Here is a 13824-nt window from a genome sequence, read left to right on the forward strand (position 1 = left end):
TCCCCTCCCAGCATGTCTTCCCCAAAGCCTCTACTCATCATCATGAATCCGGTCACGCAGTCCGACCGCGACCAGATCGCCCGCCACTTCGAAGTCATCTTCACGCCGACGCCAGAGCAGTACGCGCAGGCCATTGCCGACCACGCCTCGCGCGTTGAGGTGGTGATGACCATCGGCGCCATTGGCTTGACGGCGGAGCAGATGGACGCCTTGCCCAATTTGAAGTTGGTGTATTCGATGGGCGCCGGTTACGAAAAAATCGACCTGGATCACGCCAGGCAGCGCGGCATCAAGGTCGCCAACGGGGCCGGCACCAACGACAGTTGTGTCGCCGACCACGCCATGGGCCTGATGATCGCGGTTATCCGTGGCATTCCGCGTCTGGACCAGCTTACGCGGCAAGGCGTGTGGCGCACCCAGTTGCCGCTGCCTCCCAACGTGTCGGGCAAGAAGCTGGGCATTGTCGGCCTTGGGGGAATTGGCGAAAAAGTGGCATTGCGAGCGCAGGCATTCGAAATGCAGATCGGATACCACAACCGCCGTCCACGCACGGGTTCGGCGCATCGTTACTTTTCAACGCTGGAAGAATTGGCGCAATGGTCTGACGTGCTGTTGGTCGCCATCCCCGGTGGCGACGCGACCTTCCACCTGATCGATGCCGGCGTCCTTTCGCGTCTGGGCGCGAATGGATATCTAATCAACATCGCGCGCGGCAGCGTGGTGGACACCGCCGCTCTGGAGTGCGCGCTGCGCGAGCAGACGATTGCGGGTGCTGCGCTGGATGTTTATGAAGGCGAACCGCAATTGCCTGCGGGCCTTGCTGATCTGCACAACGTGGTGTTGACGCCGCACGTTGCCGGGTGGTCGCCCGAGGCTATGCAGGCAATGGTGCAGATGTTCCTGGATAACACGGAACGTCTATACGCCGACGAGCCGCTGCTCACGCCATTGTGTTGACCCGCAGCAGTCCTGGCGCACTACCTTCTTTAGCTCTTCTTGGCTGTTCACTTTCGCCGGTAAGATTTTTCCTCCCTGTCGCAACATCGAGGCCAGGCATATGACCACAACCTACTTTGGGCTGCCCATCGTGAAAGACCGTCTGGTGCGCCTGGACGACATCCGCCGGCTTCCCTTCTTCGCATTCTGGGAGGAAAGCAGCCGGGGATCCGCGCTGTGTGAAGGCGATGACGGCGAGATGTTCGTGTACCTGCAGGACTGGGAGAGTTTTTCGGACCTGTTCATCAAGACCGGCAAGCATCGGCACAGCGGTTAGGTCCCGCAGCACCACGTCCGCTGCCCTCGCCCACAACGAAAAGGGCGCTCCGTGGAGCGCCCTAGCGTTCAACCTACCGCAAGGCTCAGACCTTGCCCGGCAACGCGTAGGCGATCACATAATCGCCACGGTCAGGCGAGTTGCGGGCGCCGCCGGCCGAAATGACGATGTACTGCTTGCCATCGGCGGTTGACTTGTAGCTGATGGGCGTGCCCTGGCTGCCGACCGGCAGGCGGACCTTCCACACTTCCTTGCCCGTGCCGGCGTCATACGCGCGCAGGTAGTAGTCCTGCGTGGCGGCGATGAACACCAGGCCGCCCTGCGTGGCGAGTGTGCCGCCGATGGTGGGCATGCCGATCGGAATCGGCAGACCCAGCTTGACGCCGAAGGGACCGGTGTCCTGCACCGTGCCGACCGGCACCTGCCAGACCATCTTCTGCGTCTTCAGGTCCACGGCGGTCAGCGTGCCGAACGGCGGCGCCTGGCACGGGATCTCCAGCGGCGACATGAAGCGCACCTTGGCGTTGATCGCGTAGGGCGTGCCCGACAGCGCCACGGGGCCCTGGATGGCGGCGGCTTCATTGCCGTCGCTCTTCTTGGCGTTGGCGCCGGCTTCGACCAGCTGCACTTCCAGGCCGACGCGCATGTCGTTGATGAACAGGTAGCCGTTCACCGGGTCGATCGAGATGCCGCCCCAGTTCATGCCGCCCAGCGAGCCGGGCAGGTTCAACGACGGATCCGTGCCAGGCGGCGTGAACAGGCCCGTGTAGCGCTTGGACTTGAAGTGGATGCGGCACAGCAGCTGATCGAACGGCGTGGCGCCCCACATGTCCGATTCCTTCATGTCGTTCGCGCCGATCGAAGGCATGCCGACGGAGAACGGCTGGGTCGGCGAATAGGTTTCGCCGGGGATGTTGCCGGCCGGCACCTTGCGTTCTTCGACGCGGGTGAGCGGCTTGCCGGTCTGACGATCCAGCACGAAGATCTGACCGGCCTTGGTGCCGAACACCAGCGCGGGCACGGTCTTGCCGTCGACGGGGAAGTCGGCAAAGGACGGCTGCATCGGGACGTCGAAGTCCCACAGGTCGTCATGCACGGTCTGGTAGACCCACTTCTCGCGGCCGGTGCTGGCATCGACGGCCAGCACCGAGGCGCCGTACTTGCGGTCGAGCGCGGTGTGCTTCACGCCCCACAGGTCCACCGCGGCACTGCCAACCGGCATGAAGACGGTGTTCGATTGGGCGTCATACGACATCGGCGCCCACACGTTCGGGGTCGAGCGTACGTAGGTCTGGCCGTCGGCGGGTGCGGCCTGGTCTTCCGGGTTGCCCGGATCGAAGGCCCAGCGCAGTTCGCCGGTCACCACGTCGAAACCGCGCACCACGCCGCCAGGCATGTCGGTGCTGACGTTGTCCGCCACGCGGCCGCCGATGACGATGGTCGTGCCAGCCAGCGTCGGGGCCGAGGTCGGGTAATACTCGCCCTTGTCGGCGCCCTTGCCCATGCCGGCGCGCAGGTCCACGCGGCCTTGGTTGCCGAAGTCGGCGCAGAAGGCGCCGGTGTCGGCGTCCAGCGCGATCAGCTCGGGCGTCACGCTGTTCATCAGGATGCGGCGGCGGCACGCGGCGCCGGCGGCGAGGCTCACGGCCTTGACCGGCGTCGCGCCTTCGACGGTGGGCTGCTCAAGCGGCGCATCGATATCGAAATAAGCCAGGCCGCGGCAACGCATCCACTTTTTCTGCTTGGCGTTGATCTCGACCTTCCATAGTTCCTTGCCCGTGGTGGCGTCCAGCGCAATCACGTTGTTGTGCGGGGTGCACAGGAACACGCGGTTGCCGATCTGCAGCGGGGTCTGCTGGTCTTCGGCGCCGCCGCCACCGGGGCTGACGGGGGTGTCGCCCGTGCGGTAGGTCCAGGCAACCTCAAGGTCCTTCACGTTGTCGCGCGTGATCTGATCCAGCGCCGCAAAGCGGGTGCCGCCGGCGGTGTTGCCGTAGTGCGCCCAGTCCTTCTGTTCCTGGCCGGGTGCGACGGGCTTGAGCGCCAGGGTCTCGCCTTGCGACACGGGCGCGTGGGGCACGAACATGCCGGCCACGGTCGCGATAAAGGCCAGCGCCAGCACGGCGGCCGCGATGCGGGACGGCGCCGGGTTGGCCGGCAGCTTCTGTGCCCGGCGCAGCAGCGGCTGCGACAGCGCGACCAGGATGCCGAAGCCCACGAACACCAGCACGCGGGAGACGAGCGGCCAGAATTGCAGGCCCACGTCGATGACCGCCCAAATCGCGGTGCCGACCAGCGCCAGCGCGAAAAGCAGGCCGCCATTGGGGCGGCGGCGGGCGATCTGGATGCCGGAGAGGGCAAGCACGACGCCGCACACCACGAAATACCAGCTTCCATTCAGGGCCACCAGGCGAGCGCCGTGGTAACCGAAGAAGAGCCCGGCGGCCAGAATGCACGCGCCCAGCACAAACAGCCACGCTTTTGCGAGCGCGGACAGGTCTTTATGTTGTTGATTCATAGGGAATTCCAAAACACGATACGGCCATGCAGCCGGCAATGCGGCCCATCGACCGGCCCAGAGTATAAGGGTTTGTCCTTACATTCGGGAAAAGCAAAGCCGCCCCGGGGGGCGGCTAGCGGACTTGCGGGCCATCACTCCTCGGTCTGGCCGAGCTCGATCCGGTGCTGCGTGCGCAGCGCCTTGGCCAGCAGATAGCCCTTGTTGTGTTCGTTCGGATAAACCCCTGTCAGGCGGCAACCGCTGACCCGGATGCCCATGCGTTCCAACTGCGTGCGCTTGTCGGGATTGTTGGTCAGCAGTTCCAGATCATCAACGCCCAGCGCCCGCAGCATCTGCGCCGCCGGCGTGTAGTCGCGGTCGTCCAGGCCGTGGCCCAGTTCCAGATTGGCGGTGTAGGTGTCGTAGCCCAATTCCTGCAGCCGGTACGCGTCGATCTTGGAATACAGGCCGATGCCCCGCCCTTCCTGGCGCAGGTACAGCAGGTAACCGCCCTCCTGGCTCATAAGACGCAACGCTTCCTGCAGTTGCGGGCCGCAGTCGCAGCGCAACGAGCCGAAGACGTCGCCGGTCATGCACTCGGAATGCAGGCGGACAAGCGGCTGCGGGCCGGGTTGCCCGAATTTGAGGGCGAGATGGTCGCGAGCGTCGGCCAGGCCGTGAAAGCTGTACGCCAACGCCTGTGCTTCGGAGCCGTCGGCAAGACGGATGGGCAACCGGACGGTGGCGCGGATGGTGGCTTCGGGCAGCTGGACCGCGGCGGGGGGCGTTACGGGGTTCACGACAAACAGGTACGGGTATCGACTTGAGGCCGACAGAATACCGTATGCGCCCGCCGCACGCTCTTTACATCACGCGGACGCTGTCCACATCGAACTCGACGTTGTTGCGATCGCGGTCCAGTTCGCCGCGCAGTTCGACCTGAGTCTTGTCGTCGATCTTCTGGCCGGCGGGGAAGTCGTCGTTGTCGATTTCGACGCGAATCTGACCCGTGCCGTCGTCAAAGGTGTAGTGATCGTCGCCGTCGTGCGAGACGATCCGGCCACGCAGGATGGCGTTCTGGTCATCGCGGCCGTTGGCCAGCAATTCCTTGACCGTGGTGACGGCCACCGTGCTGGGGCCGCTATAGCCCTGCGCCGCCGGCTTGCCGGTGCTGGGGCCCGTGTAGCCCTGCGCGTGCGCCACGCCTGCCACGGCGGCGCTGGCCAGCACGGCGCTGGCCAGGAAGGTGCGGATGAACGTGGAACGACGGGTAGTCTGGGTCATGGTGCAGCTCCTTGCGCGGATTGCGCTTCGTTGTTGAACATGGCGCCATTTGACGCCCCGAAGATGAAGCAGACCTTAGCTTTAGGCACGGATGCGACCGTGATGTCGTCAGGCCTTCGTATCGATGGGCACAAGTAGCGTCACACCCAGCCCCCGGCCGTCCAGCCCCGGCCCGAACTGCAATTGTCCGCGGTGCATATCCGCCACGCGCGCGACGATGGACAGGCCAAGGCCATTTCCCGGCACATTGGTGCCCAGCACGCGATAGAAGCGCTGCGTCAAGCGCGCGAGATCGGCCGGGGCAACGCCCGGGCCGTCGTCCTTCACACTGAGCGCGACGTATTGACCCGCGCGTTCGGCAGCGACCCGCACCTGGCCGCCTTCGCGGCCGTACGACACCGCGTTATGGATCAGGTTGCGCAAGGCCGTAAAAAGCGCATCGCGGTTGCCGGCCAGTGCCGTCTCGCGCGCATCGATCGTTATCGTAGTGCCCTGCGCCGCCGCCGTGGGCGCGCAGGCGTCGGCGGCGTCCTGCAGCAGGCTGGGCACATCAACGCGCTCGCGGGGCATGGCATCGGCCGATTGCGGATCCAGGCGCGCCAGCTGCAGCAGGTTTTCGACGAGGCTGGTCGTGCGCATCATGTCGGCGCGCAGGCGCTGCAACTGGGCGGCAAGCGCCGGCGCCTGTTCGGCGGGATGGCTGCGTTGCAGCACCTGGATCCGCGACGCCAGCGCCGCGAGCGGCGTGCGCAGTTCGTGGGCGGCATCCGCGGTGAAGCGCCGCTCGGCTTCCAGCGCATGATCCAGCCGGCCCAGCAGACGGTTCAGCGCCGCCGTGATCGACCGGACTTCATACGCCCTGCTCTCCTCGGCCACGGGCGACAGGTCCGTCGGCGACTTGCCCTCGATGCCGCGCGTCATGCGCGCAAGCGGCTTGAGCAGCCGCCAGATCAGAAACCAGTTGATCAGCCCCAACAGGACCCACAGGCCGACCAGCGGCCACGCCAGCGATTCGAGCATGTCCCAGATCAGATCGGTGCGTTCGTCCATCTCTTGACCGACCTGTGCCGAAAACCCCAGCGTGTCGTGATGGCGGACATACACGCGCCAGTCCTCGCCGTCGGCGCGCACGTCGTAATAGCGGTCGCCGCGCCGCTCGGGGTCCACGAACGGCCGCTTGGGCGCGTCTTCGCCGCGCAACAGCACTTCTCCCGTGCGCGACACCAGCTGGTAGTCCAGACGCAGCGCGGGTTGCGTGTCGGCCTGGGAGCGCTCGCCGGCCACGCGGCCGATGCTGCCTTCGCCCAGCGCCAGCACCAGCCGCGCGCCCTCTTCCAGCCAGTCGTCGTAGGCGTCGTTGACCTCCTTGCGTGCGATGGCCAGCACGATCAGGGTGCTGACCAGTCCGACCAGGATGCTGGAGCCGAGTGTCGTGCCGATCAGGCGCCGCCGCAGCGAATAGCCGCGCGGGGCCTTCGACGCGGCGTTGGATGGAGTCCTGGATGTCTTCTTGCGCCAGCGCATGTCAGTCGGCCAGGCGATAACCCTGGCGCCGCACCGTCTTGATAAGGTCGGCCGCCAGCTTGCGCCGCAGGTTGTAGATGTGCACTTCGATCGTGTTGCTTTCGACTTCGTCGCCCCAGCCGTACAGGGCTTCTTCGAGTTGCGCGCGGGACACGATGTGGCCGGGATGGCGGATGAGCGCGTGCAGGATGGCGAACTCCCGCGCCGTCAGCTCCACCTGCGCGCCGTGGTAACGGACCTGCTTGGCGGCCACGTCGAGCGAGACACCGCCGTGTTCCAGCGCCGGCGTGGCGTTGCCGTCGCGGCGGCGCAAGGCGGCGCGGATGCGGGCGGACAGCTCCTCCAGATCGAACGGTTTGACCAGATAGTCGTCCGCACCCAGATCCAGGCCTTCGATGCGGTCGGGCACCGCGTCGCGCGCGGTGATCATGATGGCCGGCACGTTGTCGCGCCGCGCGCGCAATCGCCGAAGCAGGTCGTCACCCGTCATGCCGGGCAGCCCGCGGTCAATCAGCACGCCGTGATAGTCGTGCGTGGCAAGCGCGGTCTCGGCAAGATCGCCGCGCGTGACGCGGTCGACGACGTAGCCGTCCAGCTCCAGCCACGATTCGATCGACTCGCCCAGGGATACATCGTCTTCGGCCAGTAGGATACGCATGCGCTGACTATACGCGACAGGATGAAGCGAATCTTAAGCCTGCCGGCGGGACGTCATTCCGGTAGTTCGTAGCTAGTGCTGCGTCCGCCCGCGGCCGCTTTGCGGAGCATGTTCCGATTCAGGAGATCGGTGATGTCGCGCAGAGCCGTATCGGGCGAACATTTGGCGATGGCGGCCCATTTGGTGGTGGTGAGCTTCGAGCGATTTATTCTCCGCAAAATTTGCGGAGAATAAGCCGCCTAATCTCCGCATCCAGCGGCAATCACGGTTTGAAAGGCACTACATCGACGTCAAATCCCGCCCACGCGGCTCACGCCGCCCTGCGTCACGATCTGAACGCGTTGGCCGGTCGAAATCGGCACGTCTGCCTCCTGCGTGATGACGCGCACGTCGCCCGAATCCAGGCGCACGGTGATTTCCAGCCCTGCCCGGCGGGCACTGGCGTTTTCGATGGCATTGCCTGCCATGGCGCCGCCAACCGCGCCGCCGACGGTGGTGATACGGCGCCCCGAACCGCCGCCGACGGCGCTGCCCGTCACGGCGCCCAGCGCGCCGCCGGCGATGACGCCCAGGCCCGAGGTCTGGGCGGCCTGGATGGTGACGGGCCGCACGCCGATGACGTAGCCCAGGGTAACGGTCTGGGCGCGCTGCGCTTGGTCGAAGGTGTAGACGCGGGACGACGCGGACGGGTTGGCGCAACCGGCAAGGACGGTGGCCAGGCCAAGAATGCCGCTTGCGGCGATAAGGGTCAGGGGACGACGCGGGGCGGCCTGCTGAGGCTTTTGCATGGTGGGTTCTCCGGAACGGCGCAATGGGGAATGCCGAGGCCTAGCGCGGCTGCGCCGGCGTGGGTGCGGGCGCGGCCGCTGCTGGCGGCTGGGCGCTCGTGCGCATGAACTTCCCGTTCGCATCGAAACCGCCTATCGCGCGGCCATTGAAGAACACGACGCGCCGCGCGGTCCACTGCGGCTGCTCGGGGCCTGGCTGGTCGTAGCCGGCGACCTCAAAGTCGTACTGCCAGGCGGACACCGGTTTGCCGTCCTCCGCTATGACCGTGGTCTTTTTCACGGATTCCGCGTACCCCTTGTCGCGATAACTGACATACCGGGTCGGCGGCATGGTGTCGCGCAGCGACGACATGTACTGGTACAGGTCGTCGTCGCTGGGTGGCGTGCCGTACTTTGCCAGGTCGTTCTTCGTTGCGACCGTGCCGGCGCAGCCGGCCAGCACGCACGTGGTCAGGACAAGGAATAGCCTTTTCATCGGGATTGCTCCTAAGTACGCGTTCGCGCCCTGACTGCGGGCGCACGGCGGCAAGCCGGGTGGCGCTTGGGGAATCGTCAGGGGGTGGGCCCGGCGGGACGGCCGGTTGCCCCTCGGAAGGCGGAACGCAGCAGGCTGAGCAAAAAGCCGCCTGTGAGCATGCCCAGGATGTAGACGCCGATGACGAGAACCGACGCCGGCAAAGTGAAGGTGGAGGTCCAGAGCGTCAGCGTGACGGATTCGAAGTTCTGGATCTTGAACGACAAAACCATTGCCGTGAGCAACACGATCAATACGATGTACAGGTAACGCATGAGGCACCTTTCGTATTCGTTGTCGAACCGCCCCGAAGCCACCCTGGGGCCCGTCGTGCGAAAAACTATGCCACTCATCCGGCGCGAAAACAAGAAAAACAGGGCCGCGTGCAGCCGTCATTGTTCGCCGCCGCAAACAGGAACAGAATGTCTCTCGCCGCAAAAACGGCATGTGTGGCCGGCCCATCATCGAATAGCCGCGTCCCGCGGTCTATCGTTGTGGGCTGCTTATAGGGGACACCTCATGGAAGCGATCAAGGATTGTTGCATGGCTGGGCACCCTCTGGACCTGGGACGGCGCGGCTGGTTGAAGGCCAGCGTTGGCGCGGCGGCGATGGCTGGCCTGGCGTTTGCGCCCGGCGACGCGCCAGCCGCATCACTGACGCAGGCGCAGCGCGACGCGATGACGCCGGACCAGGTGATTGACATGATGAAACGGGGCAACGCGCGCTTTCGGGCAGGCAAGCCTCAGAAGCACGACTATCTTGCGCAGAAGCGTTCCAGCGCCCTTGGCCAGTTTCCCGCGGCGGTGATCCTGAGCTGCATCGACTCGCGCGCCCCCGCCGAGATCATCCTGGACACGGGAATCGGCGAAACCTTCAACGGGCGCATCGCCGGCAACATCTCCAACAACGACCTGCTGGGCAGCATGGAGTTCGCCTGCGCGGCGGCGGGCGCCAAGGTGATTCTGGTGATGGGGCATACCGCCTGCGGCGCGGTGGCTGGGGCGATCGACAACGTTCAGCTAGGCCATCTGACCGCCCTGCTGGACGTCATCAAACCGGCGGTCGAGGCGACGAAGTACACCGGAGACCGAAACGGCAAAAATGGCCAGTTCGTGGACGCCGTGGCGCGGACGAATGTGTTGCACACCGTCGAGGCCATCCGCAAGAACAGCCCGATTCTTGCCGGGCTGGAAAAGGAAGGGAAGATCAAGATCGTCGGGTCGATGTACGACCTGAGCAACGGCATGCTGACCTTCCTGGCATAGCGGACCCCGCCCGAATACGGCCCGTCGGGCGCGCAAACCGATCCTCGATCGCGGCGCGCCCGCCCTGCCCTCAGGGCAACCGGCTCAGGCTGTATACCGAGGCCGGCGGCAGGTTCATCGGAACAAAGCGCACCCGCCGCGCGTACAGGCCGCAATCCTCAAGCACCCGTGCCGAGATCGGGCACTTCACGCCATAGGTGAAAAAGTGCATGGACCCGCCCGGTGGCATCGCCTCGAACACGGCGGTCAGCAGCTTATGGTGATGCGCGCCGCTCATGTTCCGTAGTGGCAGACCGCAGATGGCCGCGCTGATGCCGTGAAGCTCCGGATGGCTGTCCCGGGACAGCTCCTGCGCCGGCACCTGCAGGACGGCTGCCTCCGGGAACTGGCTGCGCAGGCTGGAACTCATTTCGGAGTCCTGCTCCACCAGGACCAGGCTGGACGGCGCAATCCCCTTGCGCAGCATCTCCCGGGTGAAGACGCCGGTTCCGCAGCCCAGTTCGAGGACCTTACCGGCTCGGGGCTGAATCGATTCCGTGATGGCGGCGGCCAGCGCCGCGCTCGAAGGGGCCACTGCCCCGACCGCCGCCGGGTTGGACAGCAGCGCCTTGACGAACTGCTTGCGTTCCTTCAGCCAGTTCATGGCCGGGCCAGCGTGGGACTTGTGCCGGGCAAGGGTCTTGAGGGGCGACATGGAAAACATCGAAACGTCTATCTCCGGGGCGACATGGTCAGGGAGACCTTACCTGCGGGCGGCGGGCGCGACCGGCAACGGTGCGTAAGCGACCCTGTCAAATGAAGAACGGCGAAAGGATCGAAAGATCGCAACGCGCGAGGCGCCGGATGGTGCAGCGCCGATTCTGCGGCATGCGGGCGACCGCGCCAATCGCCCAGACGAAAGACATCCAAAGGATGGCCGCCGACAAGAAATCCGGCTCAAAACCCGAATCAACGGCTCAAATGAAAAGGCCGTAACCGGTTGTGTTCCGGATACGGCCTGTTTCTAGTCAGGCGGGGTCTGACGCGGGCTTAGACGCCCACGACCGAGACGGCCTTGGTGACCAGGTACGCCTCGAGCGCCTCGGGACCGCCCTCGGAACCGTAGCCGGAATCCTTCACGCCGCCGAACGGCAGCTCAGCCGAAGGCGTTGCGGGCTGGTTGACCCAGAGCATGCCCACTTCAAGGCGGCGCGACAGCTCGTGCACCGTCTTGATCGAGCGGGTGAAACCATAGGCGGCCAGGCCGAACGGCAGGCGGTTGGCTTCGCGGATGGCTTCGTCCAGGTTCTCGAAGCTGCGGATGGCCGCGATGGGACCAAACGGCTCTTCGTTGAAAATATCGGCCTCGAGCGGCACGTCGGTCAGGATGGTCGGCGCAAAGAAATTGCCCGCGCTGCCCACGCGCTGACCACCGGTGGCCACGCGCGCGCCCTTCTCGGCCGCGTTCTTGACGATCTTGTCCATGGCGGCCAGACGGCGGTCGTTGGCCAGCGGGCCGAGCGTCGTGCCTTCGGTCAGGCCGTCGCCCAGCTTGAGCTTTTCGGCATGGGCCACGAAAGCCTGCTCGAAAGCGGCCTTGACGTTCTTGTGCACCAGGAAGCGGGTCGGCGAGATGCAGACCTGACCGGCATTGCGGAACTTGGCGCCGCCCGACGCCTTGACCGCCAGTTCGACATCGGCGTCTTCCGCCACGATCACCGGGGCGTGACCGCCCAGCTCCATCGTGACGCGCTTCATGTGGCGGCCGGCCAATGCGGCCAGTTCTTTGCCGACCGGCGTGGAACCCGTGAAGGTGACCTTGCGGATGATCGGGTGCGGGATCAGGTAGCTGGAAATCTCGGCCGGCGAGCCAAACACCAGGCCCAGAACGCCCTTCGGGATGCCGGCGTCGACAAAGCAGTTGAGCAGCGCGGCCGGCGAGGCCGGGGTTTCCTCAGGCGCCTTCACCAGGAAGGAGCAGCCCGTGGCAAGCGCGGCGCCCAGCTTGCGAACGATCTGGTTGACCGGGAAGTTCCACGGCGTGAACGCGGCGACGGGGCCGACCGGTTCCTTGATGACCAATTGCTGGGCGGCGGGATTGCGCGACGGCACGATGCGGCCGTAGACGCGCAGCGCTTCGTTGGCGAACCAGTCGATGATGTCCGCACCGGCCAGCACTTCGCCGCGCGCTTCGGCGAGCGGCTTGCCCTGTTCCTGCGTCAGCAGGCGCGCCACGTCGTCCGCGCGCTCGCGCAGCAGGACGGCGGCTTTGCGCATGACCGCGCAACGCTCGTGGGCGGAGGTGTCGCGCCACGTCTCGAAGCCGCGTTGCGCTGCCGCCAGCGCCGCGTCCAGGTCCTCGCGGGAGGCGCTGGCCACCTGGCCGATCTTCTGGCCGGTGGCGGGATTGACGACGTCGATGCGCGCGCCGCCGCGGGCCTCGCGCCATTCGTTGTCGATCAGGAGAAGAGTATCTGGGTAACCGTTCATGAATGCTCCGTGGTTGAAATGCGGCCGTCACGTGTCAGTCGATTCGGGCAAGCGCGGCGATAAACGCCCGGCGCCTGCCGTATCGTAAGTGTTTTGGGCGGGAGACGGGAAGTGGGCCGTGATCGGACCGTCCGGCTGACGGGCAAGGGTTGGGCACGCAGCTTGCTGTTGGGGTTTCGCCTTTCGTTACCCAACCCCATTGCGGAGGCTTCCCATGAGCTCACCGGAACCCGTTCTGACGCCGACTCCCGCCGGCACCCGCCTTGTCTCCCTGGGCATTGCGCCCGTTGCCCGCACCGCGGACGCCGTGGCCCGCCCGGGCTTCAGCCCCAAAGCCGCCAATGAAGAAGTCCTGCCGTCGCCGCAATCGGCCCTGCCCGCAGACGCTGACGCGGCGGCGCGCGTGCCGCTGAGCGCCTGGCTATCGCTGGCGTTCTACGCCATCGGCACGGCGCTGCTCTTCAGCTTGGGCGTGGCTTACCGTCTGTACGCGTGACCGGCTACGGTCAGGCAACCTGGGCGAGCGCCTCGCGCGCCACCTGTACCAGTTTTCGGTCGGAAAGACGATAGGCCGTCAGCGGGCCGCCCGTCACACAGCCCGTGTCCAGGCACACGGCGTCCGACCGCACCAGCAGGCCCAGCGTCGCCCAGTGGCCGAACACGATGGTCTTGTCGGCGCCCGCGCGTCGCGGCAGGTTGTACCAAGGCAGGGTCTCGCGGGGCCAGCGCCCCGGCGTGGACTTGGCGCCGGGCGCCAACGCCCCGTTGCGAGTGCATAGGCGCATGCGGGTGAACGCGCTGACGATGAAGCGCAGACGCAGTTGCGTTTCCAGCTTGGCGTTCCAGGCGAGCGGCGCTGCTCCCAAGAGGGTTCGCATGTGACGGCGCCAGTCATTGTCCCGAAGCATGGCCTCGACCTCCCCGGCGTGCGCCATGGCCTGCAGCACGTCCCAACCGGGATACAGCCCCGCGTGCACCAGGACGTGACGGTCCTGCACATGGATCAGGGGCTGCGCGCGCAGCCAGTCGAGCAGGACATCTGCATCCGGCGCGTCGAACAGATCGTTGAGGGTGTCGCGCGCGTCCGGCCGCAAACATCCCGCTGCAACGCCCAGGGCGCGCAGGTCGTGATTGCCCAGCACCACCGTGGCGCGGTCGCCCAGTGACATAACCCGGCGCAGCGTCTCCGCGTTCGAGGGCCCCCGATTGACGAGGTCGCCGACGAACCAGAACCTGCAGTTGGGGTCGCCCGCGATCTCCGGACTGGCCAGCAGTGCGTCCAGCGACTGGCAGCAGCCATGCACGTCGCCGATCGCCCAGATGGCGGGCCGCGGTGCTTCGGGTGCGTCGTCCGCCAAAGGCGAATCGTCGGCAAAGGCCGTTGCGGGGGTGATGGAATGTCGGCGGATTGGCTGTCTTACCCGTCTGCGTAGCATGTTCTGTCCTTCTCGCTGGCCATTTCCTGGCACGAATCAATGGTTTCGTGCCGGCAGGACAGCAAGCCCCATGCCCATGTAAATATTTGCATCCGAGGACTAACCCTCCTTC

At 65.9% G+C, this 13824-nt stretch carries 15 protein-coding genes and 1 pseudogene; 4 read left to right on the forward strand and 12 right to left on the reverse strand.

Annotation, left to right across the window (positions count from 1 at the left end; genetic code table 11):
* The first annotated feature begins 12 nt into the window (after positions 1-12).
* Together MHZ91_RS11525 and MHZ91_RS11530 are read left to right on the forward strand one after the other, a co-directional pair.
* Entirely contained in the window at positions 13-957 is a 945-nt protein-coding gene (locus MHZ91_RS11525; protein ID WP_239213673.1) for a 2-hydroxyacid dehydrogenase, read from the forward strand.
* A gap of 100 nt (positions 958-1057) precedes the next feature.
* On the forward strand, positions 1058-1273 hold the full coding sequence (locus tag MHZ91_RS11530) for a hypothetical protein (RefSeq protein WP_218343895.1): 216 nt from the start codon (positions 1058-1060) through the stop codon (positions 1271-1273).
* 85 nt (positions 1274-1358) lie between these two features.
* Here the strand turns inward: MHZ91_RS11530 and MHZ91_RS11535 are convergent, their stop codons facing one another.
* The 9 genes and pseudogenes from MHZ91_RS11535 to MHZ91_RS11575 form a co-directional block, all read right to left on the reverse strand.
* Complete coding sequence (locus MHZ91_RS11535) at positions 1359-3791, reverse strand: membrane-bound PQQ-dependent dehydrogenase, glucose/quinate/shikimate family (RefSeq protein ID WP_239213674.1); 2433 nt, start codon at positions 3789-3791, stop codon at positions 1359-1361.
* Positions 3792-3925: 134 nt separating this feature from the next.
* On the reverse strand, positions 3926-4507 hold the full coding sequence (gene ribA, locus MHZ91_RS11540; protein ID WP_255809482.1) for a GTP cyclohydrolase II RibA: 582 nt from the start codon (positions 4505-4507) through the stop codon (positions 3926-3928).
* Between the two features lie 130 nt (positions 4508-4637).
* Positions 4638-5057: a YgiW/YdeI family stress tolerance OB fold protein gene (locus tag MHZ91_RS11545; RefSeq protein ID WP_239213677.1), complete on the reverse strand. Its 420-nt coding sequence runs from the start codon at positions 5055-5057 to the stop codon at positions 4638-4640.
* Positions 5058-5165: 108 nt separating this feature from the next.
* A complete protein-coding gene (locus MHZ91_RS11550) occupies positions 5166-6581 on the reverse strand; it encodes an ATP-binding protein (protein WP_239213678.1) in 1416 nt (471 codons plus the stop codon).
* A 1-nt stretch (position 6582) separates the two neighbouring features.
* Positions 6583-7239, reverse strand: coding sequence for a response regulator transcription factor (locus MHZ91_RS11555; RefSeq protein ID WP_239213680.1), 657 nt, complete (start codon positions 7237-7239; stop codon positions 6583-6585).
* A 53-nt stretch (positions 7240-7292) separates the two neighbouring features.
* Positions 7293-7436 (reverse strand): annotated as a pseudogene (locus MHZ91_RS11560) (DUF4172 domain-containing protein); the annotation flags it as partial.
* A gap of 93 nt (positions 7437-7529) precedes the next feature.
* On the reverse strand, positions 7530-8027 hold the full coding sequence (locus tag MHZ91_RS11565; RefSeq protein WP_175121498.1) for a glycine zipper 2TM domain-containing protein: 498 nt from the start codon (positions 8025-8027) through the stop codon (positions 7530-7532).
* A 40-nt stretch (positions 8028-8067) separates the two neighbouring features.
* Positions 8068-8502: a hypothetical protein gene (locus tag MHZ91_RS11570; protein WP_175121497.1), complete on the reverse strand. Its 435-nt coding sequence runs from the start codon at positions 8500-8502 to the stop codon at positions 8068-8070.
* Between the two features lie 77 nt (positions 8503-8579).
* A complete protein-coding gene (locus MHZ91_RS11575) occupies positions 8580-8816 on the reverse strand; it encodes a lipopolysaccharide assembly protein LapA domain-containing protein (RefSeq protein WP_175121496.1) in 237 nt (78 codons plus the stop codon).
* A 268-nt stretch (positions 8817-9084) separates the two neighbouring features.
* Here MHZ91_RS11575 and MHZ91_RS11580 point away from each other — a divergent pair, with 268 nt between their 5' ends.
* Complete coding sequence (locus MHZ91_RS11580; protein WP_175121495.1) at positions 9085-9807, forward strand: carbonic anhydrase family protein; 723 nt, start codon at positions 9085-9087, stop codon at positions 9805-9807.
* Between the two features lie 70 nt (positions 9808-9877).
* On the opposite strand, the gene MHZ91_RS11585 is transcribed toward MHZ91_RS11580, so the two are convergent.
* Together MHZ91_RS11585 and MHZ91_RS11590 are read right to left on the reverse strand one after the other, a co-directional pair.
* Positions 9878-10450 (reverse strand): class I SAM-dependent methyltransferase, encoded by a 573-nt coding sequence (locus MHZ91_RS11585; protein WP_239213682.1) that lies wholly within the window; start codon positions 10448-10450, stop codon positions 9878-9880.
* A 386-nt stretch (positions 10451-10836) separates the two neighbouring features.
* On the reverse strand, positions 10837-12276 hold the full coding sequence (locus MHZ91_RS11590) for an NAD-dependent succinate-semialdehyde dehydrogenase (protein WP_175121493.1): 1440 nt from the start codon (positions 12274-12276) through the stop codon (positions 10837-10839).
* A gap of 214 nt (positions 12277-12490) precedes the next feature.
* On the opposite strand from MHZ91_RS11590, the gene MHZ91_RS11595 reads away from it, so the two are divergent.
* The gene (locus MHZ91_RS11595; RefSeq protein ID WP_239213684.1) at positions 12491-12772 is read left to right on the forward strand and encodes a hypothetical protein; all 282 of its coding nucleotides are present in this window, start codon (positions 12491-12493) and stop codon (positions 12770-12772) included.
* Between the two features lie 10 nt (positions 12773-12782).
* Here the strand turns inward: MHZ91_RS11595 and MHZ91_RS11600 are convergent, their stop codons facing one another.
* Entirely contained in the window at positions 12783-13634 is an 852-nt protein-coding gene (locus MHZ91_RS11600) for a symmetrical bis(5'-nucleosyl)-tetraphosphatase (RefSeq protein ID WP_239213686.1), read from the reverse strand.
* Between the last annotated feature and the right edge of the window lie 190 nt (positions 13635-13824).

Source organism: Achromobacter sp. ACRQX (assembly GCF_022346505.1).
In the GTDB taxonomy this organism is placed as follows: domain Bacteria; phylum Pseudomonadota; class Gammaproteobacteria; order Burkholderiales; family Burkholderiaceae_B; genus Achromobacter; species Achromobacter animicus.

Bases quoted from the DNA above. Each gene is read 5' to 3' on its own strand.
- MHZ91_RS11525 (WP_239213673.1), top strand. From the start codon at position 13: ATGTCTTCCCCAAAGCCTCTACTCATCATCATGAATCCGGTCACGCAG.
- MHZ91_RS11530 (WP_218343895.1), top strand. From the start codon at position 1,058: ATGACCACAACCTACTTTGGGCTGCCCATCGTGAAAGACCGTCTGGTG.
- MHZ91_RS11535 (WP_239213674.1), bottom strand. From the start codon at position 3,791: ATGAATCAACAACATAAAGACCTGTCCGCGCTCGCAAAAGCGTGGCTG.
- MHZ91_RS11545 (WP_239213677.1), bottom strand. From the start codon at position 5,057: ATGACCCAGACTACCCGTCGTTCCACGTTCATCCGCACCTTCCTGGCC.
- MHZ91_RS11550 (WP_239213678.1), bottom strand. From the start codon at position 6,581: ATGCGCTGGCGCAAGAAGACATCCAGGACTCCATCCAACGCCGCGTCG.
- MHZ91_RS11555 (WP_239213680.1), bottom strand. From the start codon at position 7,239: ATGCGTATCCTACTGGCCGAAGACGATGTATCCCTGGGCGAGTCGATC.
- MHZ91_RS11565 (WP_175121498.1), bottom strand. From the start codon at position 8,027: ATGCAAAAGCCTCAGCAGGCCGCCCCGCGTCGTCCCCTGACCCTTATC.
- MHZ91_RS11570 (WP_175121497.1), bottom strand. From the start codon at position 8,502: ATGAAAAGGCTATTCCTTGTCCTGACCACGTGCGTGCTGGCCGGCTGC.
- MHZ91_RS11575 (WP_175121496.1), bottom strand. From the start codon at position 8,816: ATGCGTTACCTGTACATCGTATTGATCGTGTTGCTCACGGCAATGGTT.
- MHZ91_RS11580 (WP_175121495.1), top strand. From the start codon at position 9,085: ATGGCTGGGCACCCTCTGGACCTGGGACGGCGCGGCTGGTTGAAGGCC.
- MHZ91_RS11585 (WP_239213682.1), bottom strand. From the start codon at position 10,450: ATGAACTGGCTGAAGGAACGCAAGCAGTTCGTCAAGGCGCTGCTGTCC.
- MHZ91_RS11590 (WP_175121493.1), bottom strand. From the start codon at position 12,276: ATGAACGGTTACCCAGATACTCTTCTCCTGATCGACAACGAATGGCGC.
- MHZ91_RS11595 (WP_239213684.1), top strand. From the start codon at position 12,491: ATGAGCTCACCGGAACCCGTTCTGACGCCGACTCCCGCCGGCACCCGC.